At 30.4% G+C, this 17,980-nt stretch carries 15 protein-coding genes; all 15 read right to left on the minus strand.

From position 1 onward, the window contains the following. Window positions 1–35: 35 nt before the first annotated feature. Complete coding sequence (locus ACRC8M_RS11410) at window positions 36–1,241, minus strand: acetate/propionate family kinase (RefSeq protein ID WP_438529242.1); 1,206 nt, start codon at window positions 1,239–1,241, stop codon at window positions 36–38. 100 nt (window positions 1,242–1,341) lie between these two features. After that, window positions 1,342–2,340 (minus strand): phosphate acetyltransferase, encoded by a 999-nt coding sequence (gene pta, locus ACRC8M_RS11415; RefSeq protein ID WP_438529243.1) that lies wholly within the window; start codon window positions 2,338–2,340, stop codon window positions 1,342–1,344. Window positions 2,341–2,473: 133 nt separating this feature from the next. Further along, window positions 2,474–3,643 (minus strand): signal recognition particle-docking protein FtsY, encoded by a 1,170-nt coding sequence (gene ftsY, locus ACRC8M_RS11420; protein ID WP_438529244.1) that lies wholly within the window; start codon window positions 3,641–3,643, stop codon window positions 2,474–2,476. 14 nt (window positions 3,644–3,657) lie between these two features. Continuing rightward, entirely contained in the window at window positions 3,658–5,049 is a 1,392-nt protein-coding gene (locus ACRC8M_RS11425; RefSeq protein ID WP_438529245.1) for an NAD(P)/FAD-dependent oxidoreductase, read from the minus strand. Between the two features lie 21 nt (window positions 5,050–5,070). Continuing rightward, the gene (locus ACRC8M_RS11430; RefSeq protein ID WP_438529246.1) at window positions 5,071–5,547 is read right to left on the minus strand and encodes a hypothetical protein; all 477 of its coding nucleotides are present in this window, start codon (window positions 5,545–5,547) and stop codon (window positions 5,071–5,073) included. Between the two features lie 18 nt (window positions 5,548–5,565). After that, on the minus strand, window positions 5,566–6,675 hold the full coding sequence (gene yqeH, locus ACRC8M_RS11435; RefSeq protein WP_438529247.1) for a ribosome biogenesis GTPase YqeH: 1,110 nt from the start codon (window positions 6,673–6,675) through the stop codon (window positions 5,566–5,568). A 33-nt stretch (window positions 6,676–6,708) separates the two neighbouring features. Continuing rightward, on the minus strand, window positions 6,709–7,614 hold the full coding sequence (locus ACRC8M_RS11440; protein ID WP_438529248.1) for a tyrosine-type recombinase/integrase: 906 nt from the start codon (window positions 7,612–7,614) through the stop codon (window positions 6,709–6,711). A 12-nt stretch (window positions 7,615–7,626) separates the two neighbouring features. Beyond that, window positions 7,627–8,937, minus strand: a complete 1,311-nt coding sequence (gene trmFO / locus ACRC8M_RS11445) for a methylenetetrahydrofolate--tRNA-(uracil(54)-C(5))-methyltransferase (FADH(2)-oxidizing) TrmFO (protein ID WP_438529249.1) — start codon at window positions 8,935–8,937, stop codon at window positions 7,627–7,629. Window positions 8,938–8,994: 57 nt separating this feature from the next. Continuing rightward, entirely contained in the window at window positions 8,995–11,286 is a 2,292-nt protein-coding gene (topA, locus tag ACRC8M_RS11450) for a type I DNA topoisomerase (protein ID WP_438529250.1), read from the minus strand. Between the two features lie 63 nt (window positions 11,287–11,349). Continuing rightward, complete coding sequence (gene dprA, locus ACRC8M_RS11455) at window positions 11,350–12,414, minus strand: DNA-processing protein DprA (protein ID WP_438529251.1); 1,065 nt, start codon at window positions 12,412–12,414, stop codon at window positions 11,350–11,352. Between the two features lie 12 nt (window positions 12,415–12,426). Next, the gene (locus tag ACRC8M_RS11460; protein WP_438529252.1) at window positions 12,427–13,047 is read right to left on the minus strand and encodes a tetratricopeptide repeat protein; all 621 of its coding nucleotides are present in this window, start codon (window positions 13,045–13,047) and stop codon (window positions 12,427–12,429) included. Between the two features lies 1 nt (window position 13,048). Further along, on the minus strand, window positions 13,049–14,248 hold the full coding sequence (xseA, locus tag ACRC8M_RS11465) for an exodeoxyribonuclease VII large subunit (RefSeq protein ID WP_438529253.1): 1,200 nt from the start codon (window positions 14,246–14,248) through the stop codon (window positions 13,049–13,051). A gap of 9 nt (window positions 14,249–14,257) precedes the next feature. Further along, entirely contained in the window at window positions 14,258–16,228 is a 1,971-nt protein-coding gene (gene uvrB, locus ACRC8M_RS11470; protein ID WP_438529254.1) for an excinuclease ABC subunit UvrB, read from the minus strand. Window positions 16,229–16,284: 56 nt separating this feature from the next. Further along, complete coding sequence (locus ACRC8M_RS11475; protein ID WP_438529255.1) at window positions 16,285–16,959, minus strand: tRNA1(Val) (adenine(37)-N6)-methyltransferase; 675 nt, start codon at window positions 16,957–16,959, stop codon at window positions 16,285–16,287. Between the two features lie 10 nt (window positions 16,960–16,969). After that, complete coding sequence (locus ACRC8M_RS11480) at window positions 16,970–17,953, minus strand: PSP1 domain-containing protein (RefSeq protein WP_438529256.1); 984 nt, start codon at window positions 17,951–17,953, stop codon at window positions 16,970–16,972. Window positions 17,954–17,980: the final 27 nt, after the last annotated feature.

The raw sequence follows: 17,980 nt of genomic DNA on the forward strand, positions 1-17,980 counted from the left end.
AATCTGTTTATTTTTTAAACAGCTTTCAACACTTATTACTTTGCAGATTTTACAATTTCATAAGTATCTCTAGCTATTACTAACTCTTCATTTGTAGGTATTTTAAATGCTTTTACCTTAGATGTTTCTTTTGTTAAAAGAACATTTCCTTTTTGTCTCTTAGAGTTAACTTCTTTATCTAATTCAACTCCGATAAACTCTAATCCTCTTAAAACATCTTCTCTAACTTTTCCAGAATTCTCTCCAATTCCTCCTGTGAAGCAAATTGCGTCTACTCCACCCATTTGAGCTGCATAGTTTCCAACATATCCTCTTATTTTGTAAGCGAACATATTCTCAGCTAATAGTGCTCTTTCGTTTCCTGCTGCTGCTGCAATTTCCATATCTCTACAGTCTGAAGACTCTCCAAATACTCCTAAAATTCCAGATTGCTTATTCATTCTGTCATCCATTTCTTTATCTGATAATCCTCTTTTGTTCTTTATGAATAAAACTGCTGCTGGATCGATATCTCCACATCTAGTTCCCATCATAATTCCTTGTAATGGAGTTAATCCCATAGTTGTGTCAATACATTTACCATTTTTAACTGCAGATACTGATCCACCGTTTCCTAAGTGACAAACGATTATTTTTGATTCAGCTGGATTTCCTAATAACTCTTGAGCTACTCCTGAAACAAATTTATGAGATGTTCCGTGGAATCCATACTTTCTAACTTTTAATTCTGTATAATCCTCATATGGTAATGCATACATGTATGCTTCTTTTGGCATTGTTTGGTGGAATGATGTATCAAATACTCCAACATTTGGCTTTCCTGGCATTAATTCTTGCATTGTTCTGATTCCTAATAAGTTTGCAGGGTTATGTAATGGTGCTAACTCTGAACACTCTTCCATAGCTGCCATAACTTCTGGAGTTACTAATACTGATGAAGCAAATTTCTCTCCACCGTGTACTACTCTGTGACCAATTGCATCAATCTCTTCTACTGATTTTATTACTCCATACTCTGGATTTGTAATAGCACTTATTACTAACTCTAAAGCTTCCTTATGTGTTGGCATATCTTGCTTCATTTCGATTTCAAAATCGTTAGCTGGAGTTTCATACTCCATTTTTGATCCTTCGATTCCTATTCTTTCACAAAGTCCAATCGCAAAAAGCTCTCCTGATTCAGGATTTAATAATTGGTACTTTAGAGATGAACTACCACAGTTAATAACTAAAACTTTCATTAAATTTACCACCTTAATTTTATTTTTTATTTTAATATATTTGACTTGTAAGGAGTTAAAACTCCTTACAAATTTTTACCTTAATTTAAATTATCGTGTATTACTTTCCAGCTTGTACTGAAGTTATTGCAGCTAAATCTACGATATCTTTAACTGAACATCCTCTTGATAAGTCATTTATTGGAGCTGCTAATCCTTGAATTAAAGGACCATATGCTTCTGCATTAGCTAATCTTTGAACTAACTTATACCCAATATTTCCTGCTGCTAAGTTAGGGAATATTAATACATTAGCGTGACCAGCTACTTTCGAATTTGGAGCTTTTTTAACTCCTACTGATGCTACTAAAGCAGCATCTGCTTGTAACTCTTCTTCAAATGCGAAATCTGCATTTCTTTCTCTTAAGATTTCTCCTGCTCTTTTTACAACATCTACTGAATCATGCTTTGCTGATCCTTTTGTTGAGAAAGACATAAGTGCAACTTTTGGATCTAATCCAGCTACTGTAGCTGCCGTTACAGCTGCTTCTGATGCGATATCAGCTAATTGCTCTGATGTAGGCTCAGGAATAACAGCACAATCTCCAAATACTAAGATCTCTCCGTAAGTTTCTACATTATGCTTTAACTCCATTAAGAATACTGATGATACTGTTTTTACTCCTGGTTTTGTTCCAACAACTTGTAATCCAGCTCTTAAAACGTTTGCTGTAGGTGAATCTGATCCTGAAACCATTCCAGATACATCTCCCATTTTAACCATCATAGCACCAAAGAAGTTAACATCAGTTGTTAATAATCTTTCTGCTTCTTCTGGAGTCATTCCTTTTTTTGCTCTTAACTCACAAAGTTTCTCAACATATGAAGCTAATTTATCAGTAGTTTTTGGATCGATAATTTCAACACCATCTAAAGATACTCCTAAATTTGCAGCAAATGTTTTTATTGTTTCTTCATTTCCTACTAATACTGGAGTTCCTAACTTCTCCTCAACTACTCCTGCAGCTGCTCTGATTACTCTCTCATCAGTAGCCTCAGGAAGAACTATTTTGTTTCCTAAAGTTTTTGCTTTTTCTTTAATTTGAACTATAATGCTCACTTTAAGTCCTCCTTGATTTTTATTAAATAAATTGCACATTTTTAACTATACTGTAATAGTGCTCATAATTTTCAACTATATATTAACAAATTTTATATATATTTACAACAGAAATTCTATTTTTTTTAATATATTAATCAAAAATCGCTTGTATATACTCTTTGCTATTAAACTCTCTTAAATCTTCTATTCCCTCTCCTACTCCTATATACTTTATAGGTTTTTTAAGCTCTTCAGAGATACTAAATAGTATTCCTCCCTTAGCTGTTCCATCTAATTTAGTAACAATAAACCCTGTTAATTTTGTCACTTCATTAAATACTCTTGCTTGAATCAATCCATTTTGTCCTGTAGTTCCATCTAAAACTAAAATTGATTCGTAAGGTTGATCTCCTATTTTTTTCTTTATAATATTATTTATTTTCTCTAACTCTTTCATCAGATTGTTTTTATTATGTAATCTTCCTGCAGTATCAATAATTACAACATCAGCATTTTTATCTTCTCCAGCCTTTAAAGTATCAAAAACAACCGCTCCTGGATCTGCTCCTTCTGGATGCTTTACAATTTCAGCACCTGCTCTCTTTACCCATTCTTCTAATTGTTCAACCGCTGCTGCTCTAAATGTATCAGCTGCACCTATTACAACTTTTTTACCATCTTTAACTAATTTAGCTGCAATTTTTCCAATAGTTGTTGTTTTTCCAACTCCGTTTACCCCAACTATTAATATTACATTCATTCTTCCAGGTTGAATATCTAGTTCAGTATTTTCTGTAATTAAATACCCTTCTAAAACATCTTTTAATACTGGATATACGTCTTCAGGTTTTTTAACTCCTCTAGCTTTTACTTCAGCTTTTAAATCTTTTACTATCTTCAAAGTCATCTCAATACCAATATCTGACTGTACTAAAGTATCTTCTAACTCTTCATACATCTCACCATCTACTATTGATTTTCCTGTAAAAATATTTTTTAAAGTTCCAAACAGTCCCTCTCTTGATTTAAATAATTTTTCCTTTAAAGATGTAAAAAAGCTTCTTTTTTCAACTTTTGGTTTTTCTACATACGTTACCTCATCTGTTGCTTTTTCACTTTCTATTATAGATTCTTCCTTTTCTTCGTCCTCAATGGCTTTTTCTACGGCTTCATCTATCTTCTCTTCTACATCTATCTTTTCTTCTTTTTGTTCCTCAAGAGATTCTAACTCCTCTTTTACCACTTCTTTTTCTAACTTTTCTTTTTGCTCTTCGATTTTATCCTCTTTTTTTCTACCGAAAAGTTTATTAAAAAATCCCATTATAGTCCTCCAAATTATTTAGAAATTATATGTCTTACAGCCAGTATCCCCATTACTGCAGCTATATTTAATCCACTTCCGTATCCTGAACTGTCTCCTGCTGCATATAATCCTTTTATATTAGTTTCCATATTAGCGTCTATTTTTATTCTTGTACTTCTAAATTTTATCTCAGGGAAATATAGTAATAAATCACTTGATGCAAATCCAGGAGTTATTTTGTCATGAACTTCTATAAACTCTATAATATTATCTAAAATTCTCTTTGGACACGCTAAAGCTATATCTCCAGCTACATAATCCTCTGTTGTTGGAACTATATTTAATCTAGCTATAGATTCATCTGTTGATCTTCTTCCTACTTTTAAATCTCCATAAGATTGCATTAATATTTTACCACCAGTTAGCATCGATGACATCTTTGCTATAGCTGTTGCATATTCGAATGGTTGCTTAAATGGTTGTGTAAATGTTTTTGTACATAACAACGCTAAGTTTGTATTTTGAGATTTCTTATCCTTATATGCATGACCATTTGCTAGTACTACATCATCACTATGCTTTTCTGCAGCTATAAATCCACTTGGATTTGAACAGAAAGTTCTCATTTTATCTCTATATTTTGTTGTATGATAAATCATCTTTGCTTCATAGAAATTTTCATTGATATCTTTCATTACTAAATCAGGTATCTCTACTCTTACACCTAAATCAACTGCACCTGTCTCATATGATACTCCTGATTCTTCACACATCTCCATCAGTTTTTTTGCACCACTTCTTCCAAGTCCAATTACAACATTCTTTGCAAAATAGTTTTCTACTTCATCTTTTTTATTTCTTACAGTTACTCCTTTTATTTCACCATTCTCTATTATCAAACTTTCAGCTGATCTTTCAGTTACAAACTCTACACCCTTTTCTAGTAAAGAATTTACTAATTTTGTATATAGTTCTCTTGATCCATCTGTTCCTAAGTGCATTGTTGGTGTATCTACTAACTGTACATTATTTTCAATACATCTTTTCTTTAAATCTAACATAACTTGGTTGTATTCTAAACCAGACGGTTTTTCATCGAATCCAAAATCTTTATATATATCTGCTACATATTGAATAGTTTCATTTACAATTACTTTTCCAGTTAAAACATGAACATCTCCACCAACTCTATAATCCATATTGAATTTAGAATCTGAGAAAGCTCCCGCTCCTGAAACTCCATAAATTATTGCACAAGTTGGACATTTTACACATATTCCTAACTTTTCTTTTGGACAAACTCTTTGTGTTAACATTCTACCTTTATCTAAAACTAAAATCTTTAAATCCTTATTTTTCTTAATTGCTTCGTAAGCTCCAAAAACCCCAGCTTGTCCTCCACCTAAAAATATAATATCGTACATTTGTTTTCCTCCATTCATGTTCTACTGTCTAATCCAGTTTACTTTTTCTATATAAATATCCTCAGGTAAATTAGGATGAATCTCTCCTGTTCTTTGAGAATAATTATAATTCCAACCACCATTTTTATTTGTATTTTCAAAATCCTGTACATCATAAACTTCATTTGATGCAACTATTGAGTTACTACCATAAGTTTTAGCCAAAGTTTTTCGTCCATAAATATCTGCAAAAGATATTTTTTGTCCTTTTTCATTCACATAATCTAAAAGGTGTAAGTTCATATTTACCCCTGGTTTTGTTAACTCAGGATAACTCCCTGTCAATTGATAGTATTTCTCTAAAGCTATTCTAAGTTCTTTTGTACTTCTCACTGTTTCATCAATTTTGTATGTCCCTGTTAAATCGTCAATTCCTCTCATAGCAAGATAGATAAATAAAATTGTTACTGCTATATTTATAATCCAATTTAGAGTAGTTATTCTTCCGTCTTTTTCCATCCCTTTAGAACCTCATTTTTATCTTTTTGGCTTTATAAAAGCTTCTCTGATGATTATTTCTCCACCTTTTGGCGATGTTATCTCCACTTTTAAAGGACCTCTTTTTACAGATAACCATCCTAGACCTTTAAAAACTAGCTCTTCTCCTGTTTCTACTGTATAAACTTCTACATCTTTTTCTAAAGAGTTGAATTCATCTCTACATTTTTCACACGGCGGTGTTAAAAAGTCTGCTTTTTGCATTAACTCTTTTGCTTTCTCAACATTTGTTTCGTGGAACGTTACATCTTTAGATGCATATAATGAAAATATTGGTTTTAAATCATCATCATTTAAAACTCTCATTTGAATCATTCCACCAATTAATATAACTCTATCCTCTTGAACTTTATATGTCTTTCTTGAAATCTCATTTGCAGGAATTATATTCTGATTACACTCTTGGCATACAAAATCAGAGAATCTTCCACTAGGAATTAATCCTGGAGTATCAATTAAAGTTATTTTTGAGAACGGAATCTCTGTTTTAACACTTTTTAAAGTTGTTCCTGGGAATTTTGATACTGTTACTCTCTTAGCACCTATAAGCTTGTTTATAATACTTGATTTTCCAACATTTGTTACTCCTAAAACTAAAGCTTTCGCTCCATTAGGATAAAAATGCTTAATTTTCTTGAATATTCCATTTATTCCATATCCATTTTTAGAACTTACTATAGCTATATCTAATGGGGCAACACCCTCTTCCCCTAATCTTCCTTTAACCCAATCTGCAACTTCTGATGGATGTTTTTCATCTGGTATTAAATCTAATTTATTAATTACGACAATAGATTCCATCTCTCTTAAAATATCAAGAATTTCATCATCAAATGAACCTTCAAAATCGATAATATCAAAAACAGGTATCGCTACATCTGCCTCTGCTAAACTTTTTTTAACTTCTTGTCTATAATCCTCTTTTGTCATTTTTATAGGAATATACTGTCCATAATTTTTTATCTTAAAACATCTTTGACAAAGTAACTCTTTATTGTCTCCTTCTAAAACTGATTTCGGCAAATATCCATTGGAATTAGGATTCTCTCCTTGAAGTTCAATTCCACACCCTATACATTTTTTCGTCATAAACTCTCCTTCAATTTATAATATTAATATTTTCTATCCTTTGATTTCTATCTCTTTAGACAGTTCTTTTCTTCTTTTTTTCTCTAAAGCTTCCAAATATATTTTTGTTGAATCTAAATTTGAATGTCCCAATAATTTTTGTAACTGTAATAAACTTACCCCGTTCTCTAGCATATGAACAGCAAATGTATGTCTAAAGCTATGCGGACTTATCTCCTTTGTTATTCCAGCTTTAACACCATACCTATCTATAAGTCTTCTTAAAGAACGATCAGTTAATCTTCCACCAGATCCATTAACAAAAAGTATCTCTTTATTATATTTAGATCCTAACTTTTCCTTTTTAGCCATTATATATCTTTTAAAAAAATTTTTTGTTCTTTCACTAAAAAATACAGTTCTATGTTTTTTAAAGCTTGTTACAACAACCTCTCTATCTTGTAAATTAAAAACATCTTCTCCTAAACCTAACAACTCCTGTGATGTTATTCCACTTGAATAAAGAAGTTCTACAATCAACCTATCTCTTAAACTGTGATAATTTTTTAATTCTATTGCCTTTCTAAATCTTACTATTTCTTCTAATTCAAGAACTTCAGGAATTCCTCTATCATAACTTGGTGCTATTATTAATTGAGCTGGATTACTTTTTATTTTCCCCGTATCCTTCAAATATTTAAAAAATGATTTTATAGACGAAATCTTTCTGTTTAAAGACCTCTTTCCTATATCACATCCTTGAAGTTCTACTAAAAACTCTCTAAAATTAAATCCATCTATATCAGAAATTGTTTTTAAATCATTACATTTTATAATATATTCATTAAATCTATATAAATCTATTCTCAATGACTTTATCGTATTTAAACTCTTTCCTTTTGCGAACTCACAATGATATAAAAACTCTTTTATATCCCCTAATAAATTAAGAGTATCCATCTCAAACTCCTTTTACTTCTCTTGATTTAACTTTTCATCTAAATATTCTAAAGCTATCTTTGATATCTTATTATATTTTTCTTTTTTATCTCTTATTCTTTCATCTAAAGATTTTATTACACCGAAATTAGGCCCCATAGGTTGGAAATTTTTCTTCTCCTCTGTAATATACTTAATAATTGCTCCAATTGAACTTCTATCATCTAGTATCAATGGTGATTTTCCATCCATTTTTCTAAGAATATTAGTTGCTGCCATTAACCCAGTAGCGATAGCACAAACATATCCTTCTCCACCAGTTATCTGTCCTGCAAAATAGATATCTTCATTATTTTTTAAATTTAATGCTGGTGTCAATAATTTTGTTGAGTTTATAAATGTATTTCTATGCATAACTCCATATCTTACAAACTCTGCATTTTCAAGTCCTGGTATCATTGAGAATACTCTTTTTTGCTCTCCCCACTTTAAACTCGTCTGGAATCCTACTAAATTATATAATTTTCCATCTTTATCATCTTGTCTTAATTGAACTACTGCAAACTCTTCTTTTCCAGTTTTCGGGTTTATTAAGCCTTTTGGTTTTAATGGTCCAAATAATAAGGTCTTAAATCCTCTTTGTGCTATTCTCTCAACTGGCATACATGCCTCAAATAGTTTTTCCTCTTCAAACTTTTTTAAAGGTGCTCTTTCTGCCGATATTAAAGCTTCATAAAAAGCTTCATACTCCTCTTTATTCATTGGGCAGTTAATATACTCCCCTTCTCCTTTATCATATCTTGACTGGAAAAACACCTTATCTTTATCAATCGATTCTAACGTTACAATTGGTGCTGCTGCATCATAAAAATAAAGATATTCTTGCTCTAATATTTCCCCAATATTTTTAGATAGTTCATCTGATGTCAATGGTCCACTAGCAACGATAACTATTTTGTCTTTTGGAATCTCTTTTAACTCCTCATTTATTATTTCTATATTCTCCATAGAGTGTAACTTTTGTGTTACCTTCTCCGAAAATCCTTCTCTGTCTACGGCTAAAGCTTGTCCTGCAGGAACTTTAACTTCATCTGCAATTTCAATAAGTAAAGAACCCATTCTTCTTAACTCTTCTTTCATTAATCCAGAAGCATTTCCTAAATGATCCCCTCCTAAAGAGTTACTACATACTAATTCAGCAAACTTCTCACTTTTATGAGCTTCTGTTGAAATTTTTGGTCTCATTTCATATAATTTTACCTTAACTCCATTTTTTGCTAATTGATATGCTGCTTCTGATCCTGCTAATCCTGCTCCTATTACTACTACTTCTTTATTTGTCATCTGTTCTCCTTTTTTTATACATACAAAAGTCTCGCCTATAAAGGCGAGTCCTTTTATTTACTCTTTTTTATCTTTTTCTAATTTTTTTATATTTTTACAGTCAGGATATCCTGTACAAGCCAAGAATTTCCCCCATCTTCCTCTACCTATTTTAAATGGTTTTCCACACTTTTCACAGTTTCCAGCATTTTTTAGAATCTCTTCCTCTTCTTTCTGAATTTTATCCATAATCCATTTTAATTGAACTATCCCATTTTTTTCTTCAATTGACCCATTCATAAGAAGTTTTTTTACTTCTCCAGGTAAAGAAACTCTTTCATTATCCTCTTTAAAGTTTTCACTCTCTAAATAACTACCAAAACGTCCTAACTTTAAAAGTAATCTGCTTCCATTACTTAAAAATACATCTGTTAATTTTCCTTGCTTAACTCTTAGCTGCTCTTCTAATAACTCTTTTACTCTTATGTCTCCATTTTTGATATCCTCTAATGGAATTTCAATCCCTTTTAAAGAGTATTTCTCTTTACAATTTTCATCTGTACAACATAGGTATCTTCCAAATCTTCCATTTTTCATAATCATATTCCCAGTTCCACAAGGGCACGGAACATCTGAAGTTATTATTCTACTTGATTCCTCTTCAACTTTAATTTTATAAAGTTCTAAATCTTTTGAAAGTTTCGAATAGAAATCTTTTAATATCTCAATCCAATCCCTTTCTCCCTCTTCAACTAAATCTAGACCATCTTCTAAAGAGGCTGTAAATTTAACATCCATTATATCTTTAAAGTTTTTCTCTAATATTGTTTTTATTTCATATCCCAATTCTGTTGGAATAAAACTTTTACCTTCAATTGTAACATACTCTCTTTTCTTTAAAGTTTCAATTATTGAGGCATATGTAGATGGTCTACCTATTCCATCAGCTTCTAGTTTCTTAACTAAAGATGACTCTGTTAACCTCGAAGGAGCTTTTGTCCAATCCTCTTTTATATTCAATTTATTTAACTTTAAGAAATCGCCCTCATTTATTGTTGGAAACTCTCCTAAAGGTAACTCCTCTTCATCCTTGAATACTTTATAATACCCATCAAATATTATTTTGTTTAAAGTCCCTCTAAATTGATAATCGCCATTTTCTAAAATTATTTCAAATTGCTCATATTGCATTGGTGCTAATTGAGATATCATAAACCTTTCCCATATCAATTTGTATAACTTATATTGATCTGGAGCTAAATCTTTCTTTATTTTATCAGGCTCTAAATAGATATCTGTTGGTCTGACAGCTTCATGGGCATCCTGAATTTTTTCATCTTTTTTCTTTTTTACCCCTTCTTTACCTAAATATTCTTTTCCAAAAGTCTCAACTATATAGCTCTTTGCCATCTCTTTAGCTTCATCAGATATTCTTGTTGAATCTGTTCTCATATAAGTTATCAAACCTTTTTGGTTTCCATCTATACTTATACCTTCATATAACCCTTGGGCTACAGACATTGTTTTTGACGCTGAAAATCCTAAATATGATGATGATAATTGCTGTAATGTACTTGTTTTCAATGGCAGTGGTGGATTTTTAGATTTTTTAGTTACTTTAGAGTTAATAACTGCATATTCTGAATTCAATGTTAATTGAACATTTTTTACAATATCCTCGTCTGTAACTCTTTCAAATCTTTTTCCTTCTATCTTATAAAGAGAAAGATTCATTTTATTTTCAAACTCACCTTTTATATCCCAAAACTTTTCAGGAACAAACTTTTTTATTTTATCTTCTAAATCACATATTAATTTTAAAGCAACCGATTGAACTCTTCCAGCACTTGTATTTGAAGATATTGACTTCCATAAAAGAGGGCTTATCTCATATCCAACTAATCTATCAAGTATTCTTCTTGCTTGTTGTGCATTAACTCTATCTATATCCACTTTTCTAGGATTTTTTATGGCTTCTCTTATTGCTCCATTTGTTATCTCATTAAACTCTATTCTATTAGCTTCATTTTCATCTAATTTTAATGTTTGAGCTATGTGCCACGCAATAGCTTCCCCTTCTCTATCAGGGTCTGATGCCAAATATACTTTATCTGATTTTTTAGCAAGATCCTTTAAAGTTTTTATTACATCTCCCTTTCCTCTTATCGTTGAATAGCTTGGTTTGAAATCATCTTGCACATCTACTCCGATTTTACTTTTTGGCAAATCTCTTACATGTCCAAAGGAAGCTGTAACATGAAAATTATTCCCCAATATTTTTTCAATAGTCTTCGCTTTTGCAGGTGATTCCACTATTACTAAATTTTTTTTCGCCACTATTTTCACCCCTAATTTTTTCTCTATATACATTATTCGCTCTTAATTATATTAGAAATTAATAAAAAAATCAACCAAGGGCATCAAGTTTCCCATTTATAAACGTCTTCTGTAGTGTCCTGCTGGTAAGCTTTGAATGTAACCCTCTATTTCCAACTCCATTAAATTACTTAATAATTCACTTGTTTCACAAGAAACATCTTGCTTTATTTCCTCTAAATGCATTTTCGTTTTTAATACATTATATATTTTCAGTTTTATCCCAATTAATTTATTTAATTTTTTTCCATCTTCATTTATTTTTAACCAACCATACTCTTTTAATATATCTTCGCCAGATTCTATTAATTTAGCTTGGGATAACTTTATTAGCTCATTACATCCTTTTGATAGAGGATATGTTATATCTCCTGGAAAAGCAAAAACATCTCTTCCCTCTTCCAAAGATATACTTGCAGTTATTAAACTTCCTCCTTTTAAAGAACTTTCAACAACTGCAGTTCCTTTGGATAAACCAGCTATTATTCTATTTCTTATTGGAAAATTTTTAGGTGTTGGTCTCATCCCTATGGGAAATTCTGATATTACCAATCCTTTTCGTTCTATTTCTTCTCTTAATTTGATATTTGTTCTTGGATAAAGTACATCTATTCCGCATCCTAAAACAGCAATAGTATTCCCTTTATATTTCAATACATCCTTATGAACTATAGAATCTATTCCTAAAGCTAATCCGCTTACAACCACTACTTCTCCATCAACTAAATCTTTAACTGCTCTATCACAACAAAGTTCTCCATATTTTGTAGCTCTTCTTGTTCCTACAATAGAAATCATTTTATTTCTACTTAAAAGTTCTATATTTCCTTTATAAAAAAGAAAAAGTGGAGGTTTCGCTATATTTTTCAAACTATCTGGATACCTACAATCATTAATACTAATTAGTCCTATCCTATTTCTTTCTAAATAATCCATAACCTCCAAATATTTTTCACAGTATTTTGAATTTTCTATCAAGCTGGTATCCTCTGTGGTTAAATTTAACGTACTTGTAAATTTATCTAAATCAGTAAAAATATCTTTATATCGCTTATTATATGACATCAAAGCTCTAATCTTACTATTTTTTAAACCCATTAATTTCAATCGATACCACTCCATCTTTCACCTCTTTTATCTAGAATATGTAGATGTTAACATGTTACTTATCTCTTTTGACTGTGGGTATAATCTTCTTCCTTCTTGTAAAACTTCTCTTGCCCTATCAATCTTCTTTTCAGCTAAATAAATATCTCCTAAAGCTAAAAATCCTTCTATACTAGGTGCATAATTCATATATATTTGAATATCATCTATCGCTTTATTGTATCTTCCTAAATTTCTATACGACAATCCTCTTCCTAGATAAGCTTCTTTCATACTAGGTTCAATACTGATTGCAACACTATAAAAATCTATTGCCTTGTTGTAATCTCCAATAAATCTATAACTTGTCGCTGCTCCAAATAAATTTCTAGAACTATCTATGTTACTACTAAAAATTTGAGCTGCTCTTTCATACTTTCTATTTCTAAAATATTGATCTCCCAAATAGAAAACCTGATTTTCATTTCCACTTATAGAGTTTATATAACTTTTAAAATATTTTTCATACTCTTTTAAAAGAACTGCTGCTTTATCCCTATCATCCTCTCTCGCTATTTGACTTTCTAGACTTTGAATATATGATGGTCTTTGATCACCTAAAGCTATTAAACTAAAAAAAAGAAATAATACTCCTATTAATTTTTTCATTTTAAATAATCTCCTCTACTCTACTAATTATTTTTCCATTCTTTATAGTCGTTTCAACTAAATCTCCAACTTTTACTTGTGAACTTTCTTTTATTACTTTATTATCTATTTTAGTTATACTATAACCTCTTTTTAAAACATTCAAGGGGTTTAAAGCAATTATTTTTTCTGTGTATACTTCTAATTCGTGACTTTTATTTTTAAATATTTTTTTCATAATATCTTCAATTCTTTCTTCTTTCGATATTAAGATTTGATTTTTTCCCTCTACAGTTTTTATAAAGTTCTTTAATACATAGTTATTTTGCAATTGATCCATTTCATCCTTTTTCTTTTTTACTACTCTATTGATACTATCCTTTACTCTTTTTTCTTTTTCTGATAACTGCTTTTCTATCTCTTTTTTTACAGGGATAGATATTTCTATTGCTTGAGTTGGAGTTGCTGCTCTAACATCTGCTACTAAATCAGATAATAAATTATCTATCTCATGTCCTACAGCTGATATTATTGGCTTTTCACTTTGAAAAAATGCTCTTGCTACCTCTTCCTCATTAAAGGCCCATAAATCTTCAACACTTCCTCCACCCCTACCAGCAATAATTAAATCTATTTCTGGTATTTTATTTAATGTCTCAATACCTTTTATAATCTCCTCTTTAGCTCCTACACCTTGAACTTTAGCAGAGTAGATATAAATATCTACATTTTCAAATCTTTTTCTCGTTGTATTTACTATATCATGAAATGCTGCCCCTGTATACGCCGTTACAACTCCTATTGCCTTTGGATATTTAGGTAAAACTTTTTTAAATAATGGCGAAAATAAACCCTCTCTTTCCAAATCCCTCTTTAACTTTTCTAACTTTGCAAACATCTCACCAAGCTTATCTTCTTTTTGTACATGTCTAACTAATACCTGAAAATCTCCTCTAGCTTCATAAAACCCAACATCTCCAAATATCTTTACAGAATCTCCCTCTTTTAAATCTTCAGATATTCTTTTAAATTTATAATTAAACGCTGCACATTTTATCTGACTCTGCTTATCTTTTAAAGTAAAATATAAATGACCACTTTTATAATATGTTACTCCTGAAAGCTCTCCTTTTAAAAAAAATTCTTGAAAGTTTGGATTTTCATCCATATATCCTTTTACCATTTTATTAAACTCTGTTACACTATAAATTTTCTCTTCCATAGTTCACTCCTACATCTCTAATAACATCAATTTTAATTTATTCATCTCATCTCTTTTCTCTATAGCTTTTTCAAAGTTTAACTCTTCAGATAATACTTTAATCTCCTTGATTAATTTTTTTATCTCTTTTTCAATATCCTCTTTACTTGTGAAATGCTTAGTTTCAACTATTTTCTCCTCTTCAGCTTCCCAATTAAATAAAGATTCTGAAACTTCTCTAATAATTGTTTTAGGCTCTATATTATTTAATAAATTATATTCCCCTTGTTTCCTTCTTCTTCTCTTAGTTTCTTCAATAGCATATTTCATAGAATCAGTCATAACATCGCCATACAATATTACTCTTCCATCAACATTTCTAGCTGCTCTTCCTATTGTTTGAACTAAAGATCTTTTACTCCTTAAAAACCCTTCTTTATCAGCTTCTAAAATAGCAACTAATGATACCTCTGGTATATCAAGACCCTCTCTCAATAAATTTATTCCAATTAAAACGTCAAACTCACCTTTTCTTAGTCCTCTAATAATCTCAATTCTTTCTAAAGTATCTATATCTGAATGCATATATTTTACTTTAACACCTAAAGTTATATAATACTCTGTTAATTCCTCAGCCATCTTTTTAGTTAAAGTAGTTATCAACACTCTTTCCTTTTTTAAAGCATTTTTTCTAATCTCATCTAATAGATCATCTACTTGATTTTTAGTTTCTCTAACCTCTATAATTGGATCTAAAATTCCTGTTGGTCTAATAAGTTGTTCAGCTATGTGACCATTGGATTTTTCTATCTCAAAATCTCCTGGAGTAGCTGAAACAAAAATTGTTTGGCCACAATTTTCTCTAAACTCTTCAAAGGTCAAAGGTCTATTATCTAGGGCTGATTTTAATCTAAATCCATTTTCAACTAAGGCTGTCTTTCTTGCTCTATCTCCATTATACATTCCTCTTATTTGAGGAACACCAATATGAGATTCATCTATATAAACAATAAAATCTTTAGGAAAATAATCCATTAAAGTATCTGGTTTGTCCCCAGGATTTTTATGAGTCAAATATCTTGAATAATTCTCAATTCCCTTGCAATACCCAACTTCTCTTATCATCTCTAAATCATAATCCGTTCTTTGCTTTAATCTTTGAGCTTCTAAAAGTTTTCCTTTCTCTTCAAACTCTTTAACTTCTTTTTTTAAATCTTTTCTTATCTCCTCTATAATCCTTCCTTGTTCCCCCTCTTCTGTTACATAGTGAGTAGCTGGAGAGATTGCAACTCTCTCTAAATTTCTTTTTATCTTTTGACCTGTCAATGTATTTATTTCAGAGATTTCCTCAATATCATCTCCCCAAAACTCTATTCTATAACCATTTTCCATATAAGATGGATATATATCTATTACATCGCCTTTTACCCTAAACTTACCTCTTTCAAAAGCAATATCATTTCTTTCATATCGTAACTCTATCAACTTTGATATCAATTTTTTTCTACTATAACCTGTTTTTTTATCAATTGCTATAGTTAAATTTTTATAAGTTTCTGGTGATCCAAGTCCATAAATTGCTGATACTGAAGCAACTATTATAACATCTTTTCTATTTATCAAAGCAGCTGTTGTCGCATTTCTAAATTTATCTATCTCATCATTTATCGAGGAGTCTTTCTCTATATAAGTATCTGTTGTTGCTATATAGGCTTCTGGTTGATAATAATCATAATATGAAACAAAATATTCTACCGCATTTTCTGGAAAAAAACTTCTATACTCTGCAAATAACTGTGCTGCCAATGTTTTATTTGGAGCTAATATCAATGCTGGTCTGCCACTTTCTTTTATTATATTAGCTATTGTAAACGTCTTTCCTGATCCAGTTACTCCTAATAAAGTTTGATCCTTTACACCTTCATCTAGCCCTTTAATTAGTTTTTTAATAGCTTCTGGCTGATCTCCTGTTGGACTATATTTTGAATTTAATTTAAACATCTCTGTGACACCTCCATTAAAATAGGGAGAGGCAACTCCTCTCCCTTAAAGTATCTCTAATTATCGTTTAAAAAAATTGGAGTTTCAATTTTTAATATATTTTTTCTCCCTTTGCTAGCTTCAATTAAAACAATACTCGAATCTTTATCTTTTGAATAATGAACAAACTTGACTCTTTTAACTGAAAACCCATTTTTTATAAGCTCTTCTGAAATTTCTAAAATTCTATAGCTTTTATGCACCATGAAAAGCTCGCCTCTTGGTTTTAATAACCTTTTAGCATTTGCTATAAACTCTTTCAAGTTAAGCTTTATTTCGTGTCTTGCTATACTTTTTATATCTTTATCATTAATTTCTTTTCCATCTAAAACCATATATGGTGGATTTGAAATTATATAGTCATATGTATTTCCTTCTTGGATATTTTTTATATCCATATTTACAACTTCTATCCTATCCTCTAATCCATTTCTTTTAACATTTCTAACTGCCAAATCTGCAATTTCTTTTTGTATCTCTACTGCTTTTATTTTGGATATTTTATCTTTAGCACATAATAATACTGGAATTATACCATTTCCTGTTCCAATTTCTAATATTTTAGAATTTTTCTTTCCATTGAAAAAATTAGCTAACAAAACTGCATCAGTTCCAAATCTAAATCCTTCTTTTTTTTGAATTAAAGTGTACCCTTCACAAATATTAGCTATATCTTCATTTTCAAAAATCATTTTCTTTTACTTACTCCTTTTCTAAAACCTTATGTTGCATCTCTTCCGTTGATAAAACATTCTGTAATTTCTTTGCTTCTTTTTTATTAAACTTTATCTCATCAATAAGAACCTTCATGATTCCTTTTCCTTCAACATCTACATATAAAAATCCATTTAATGGACTTATACTTGTTACTTTTCCCTCTCCTTTTTGAGTTTTAACAAACTGATTTACAGCAGGATAAACTCTTAATGCCTCTTCATATTGCTTGTATTCATAATTTATACAACAAAGTAATCTTCCACACACACCTGATATTTTAGTTGGATTTATTACTAACCCTTGATCTCTAGCCATTTTTATTGACACTGAATCAAATTTATTTATAAATGTTCTACAGCACAATTCTTTTCCACAAACACCAATATTTCCTAGTATTCTTGCTTCATCTCTAACACCAATTTGTCTTAACTCTATTCTCAGTTTAAATATATTTGCAAGATCTTTTACTAAATCTCTAAAATCAATTCTACCCTCTGCTGTGAAATAAAATATTAACTTTGTTTTATCAAATGTGTACTCTGTTTCTATTAATTTCATAGGTAATTTATGATGAGTAATTCTTTCTTTACAAACTTTAAATGCTTCTCTAGCTTCTTGACGAAGAACTTCATATTTTTGAATCTCTTCTTCGCTAGCTTTTTTTACTACAGGTTTAAGTGGTAATACCAAGACTCTTTCAGGAAGTTGCATTGGTCCGCCGTAAACAATACCAATCTCTTTACCTCTGATAGTATCTACTATCACTTTATCTCCTTTTTTATACTCTACTTCATCTACAATTTCAAAGCTATATCTTTTTTTTGTAGTTTCAAACATTACTCCTAATATGTTATACAACTTATTAGGATCTGATACTACTTCATCTTGAATTTCCTCTTTTATATTCTCATTCTCTTTTATTGCGTTTTCATCTATATTTTTATCTATATCTAAATTTCCTTGTGTCATCTGTCCTCCCGCGAAAATCTTAACATT

This window comes from Cetobacterium sp. (assembly GCF_051653945.1).
Lineage (GTDB): Bacteria > Fusobacteriota > Fusobacteriia > Fusobacteriales > Fusobacteriaceae > Cetobacterium_A.

Coding starts and splice junctions, on each gene's coding strand:
- ACRC8M_RS11475 (WP_438529255.1), bottom strand. CDS start 16,959: ATGATTTTTGAAAATGAAGATATAGCTAATATTTGTGAAGGGTACACT.
- dprA (WP_438529251.1), bottom strand. CDS start 12,414: ATGGAGTGGTATCGATTGAAATTAATGGGTTTAAAAAATAGTAAGATT.
- ftsY (WP_438529244.1), bottom strand. CDS start 3,643: ATGGGATTTTTTAATAAACTTTTCGGTAGAAAAAAAGAGGATAAAATC.
- ACRC8M_RS11440 (WP_438529248.1), bottom strand. CDS start 7,614: ATGGATACTCTTAATTTATTAGGGGATATAAAAGAGTTTTTATATCAT.
- topA (WP_438529250.1), bottom strand. CDS start 11,286: ATGTATATAGAGAAAAAATTAGGGGTGAAAATAGTGGCGAAAAAAAAT.
- xseA (WP_438529253.1), bottom strand. CDS start 14,248: ATGGAAGAGAAAATTTATAGTGTAACAGAGTTTAATAAAATGGTAAAA.
- trmFO (WP_438529249.1), bottom strand. CDS start 8,937: ATGACAAATAAAGAAGTAGTAGTAATAGGAGCAGGATTAGCAGGATCA.
- ACRC8M_RS11410 (WP_438529242.1), bottom strand. CDS start 1,241: ATGAAAGTTTTAGTTATTAACTGTGGTAGTTCATCTCTAAAGTACCAA.
- yqeH (WP_438529247.1), bottom strand. CDS start 6,675: ATGACGAAAAAATGTATAGGGTGTGGAATTGAACTTCAAGGAGAGAAT.
- ACRC8M_RS11430 (WP_438529246.1), bottom strand. CDS start 5,547: ATGGAAAAAGACGGAAGAATAACTACTCTAAATTGGATTATAAATATA.
- uvrB (WP_438529254.1), bottom strand. CDS start 16,228: ATGTTTAAATTAAATTCAAAATATAGTCCAACAGGAGATCAGCCAGAA.
- ACRC8M_RS11480 (WP_438529256.1), bottom strand. CDS start 17,953: ATGACACAAGGAAATTTAGATATAGATAAAAATATAGATGAAAACGCA.
- ACRC8M_RS11460 (WP_438529252.1), bottom strand. CDS start 13,047: ATGAAAAAATTAATAGGAGTATTATTTCTTTTTTTTAGTTTAATAGCT.
- ACRC8M_RS11425 (WP_438529245.1), bottom strand. CDS start 5,049: ATGTACGATATTATATTTTTAGGTGGAGGACAAGCTGGGGTTTTTGGA.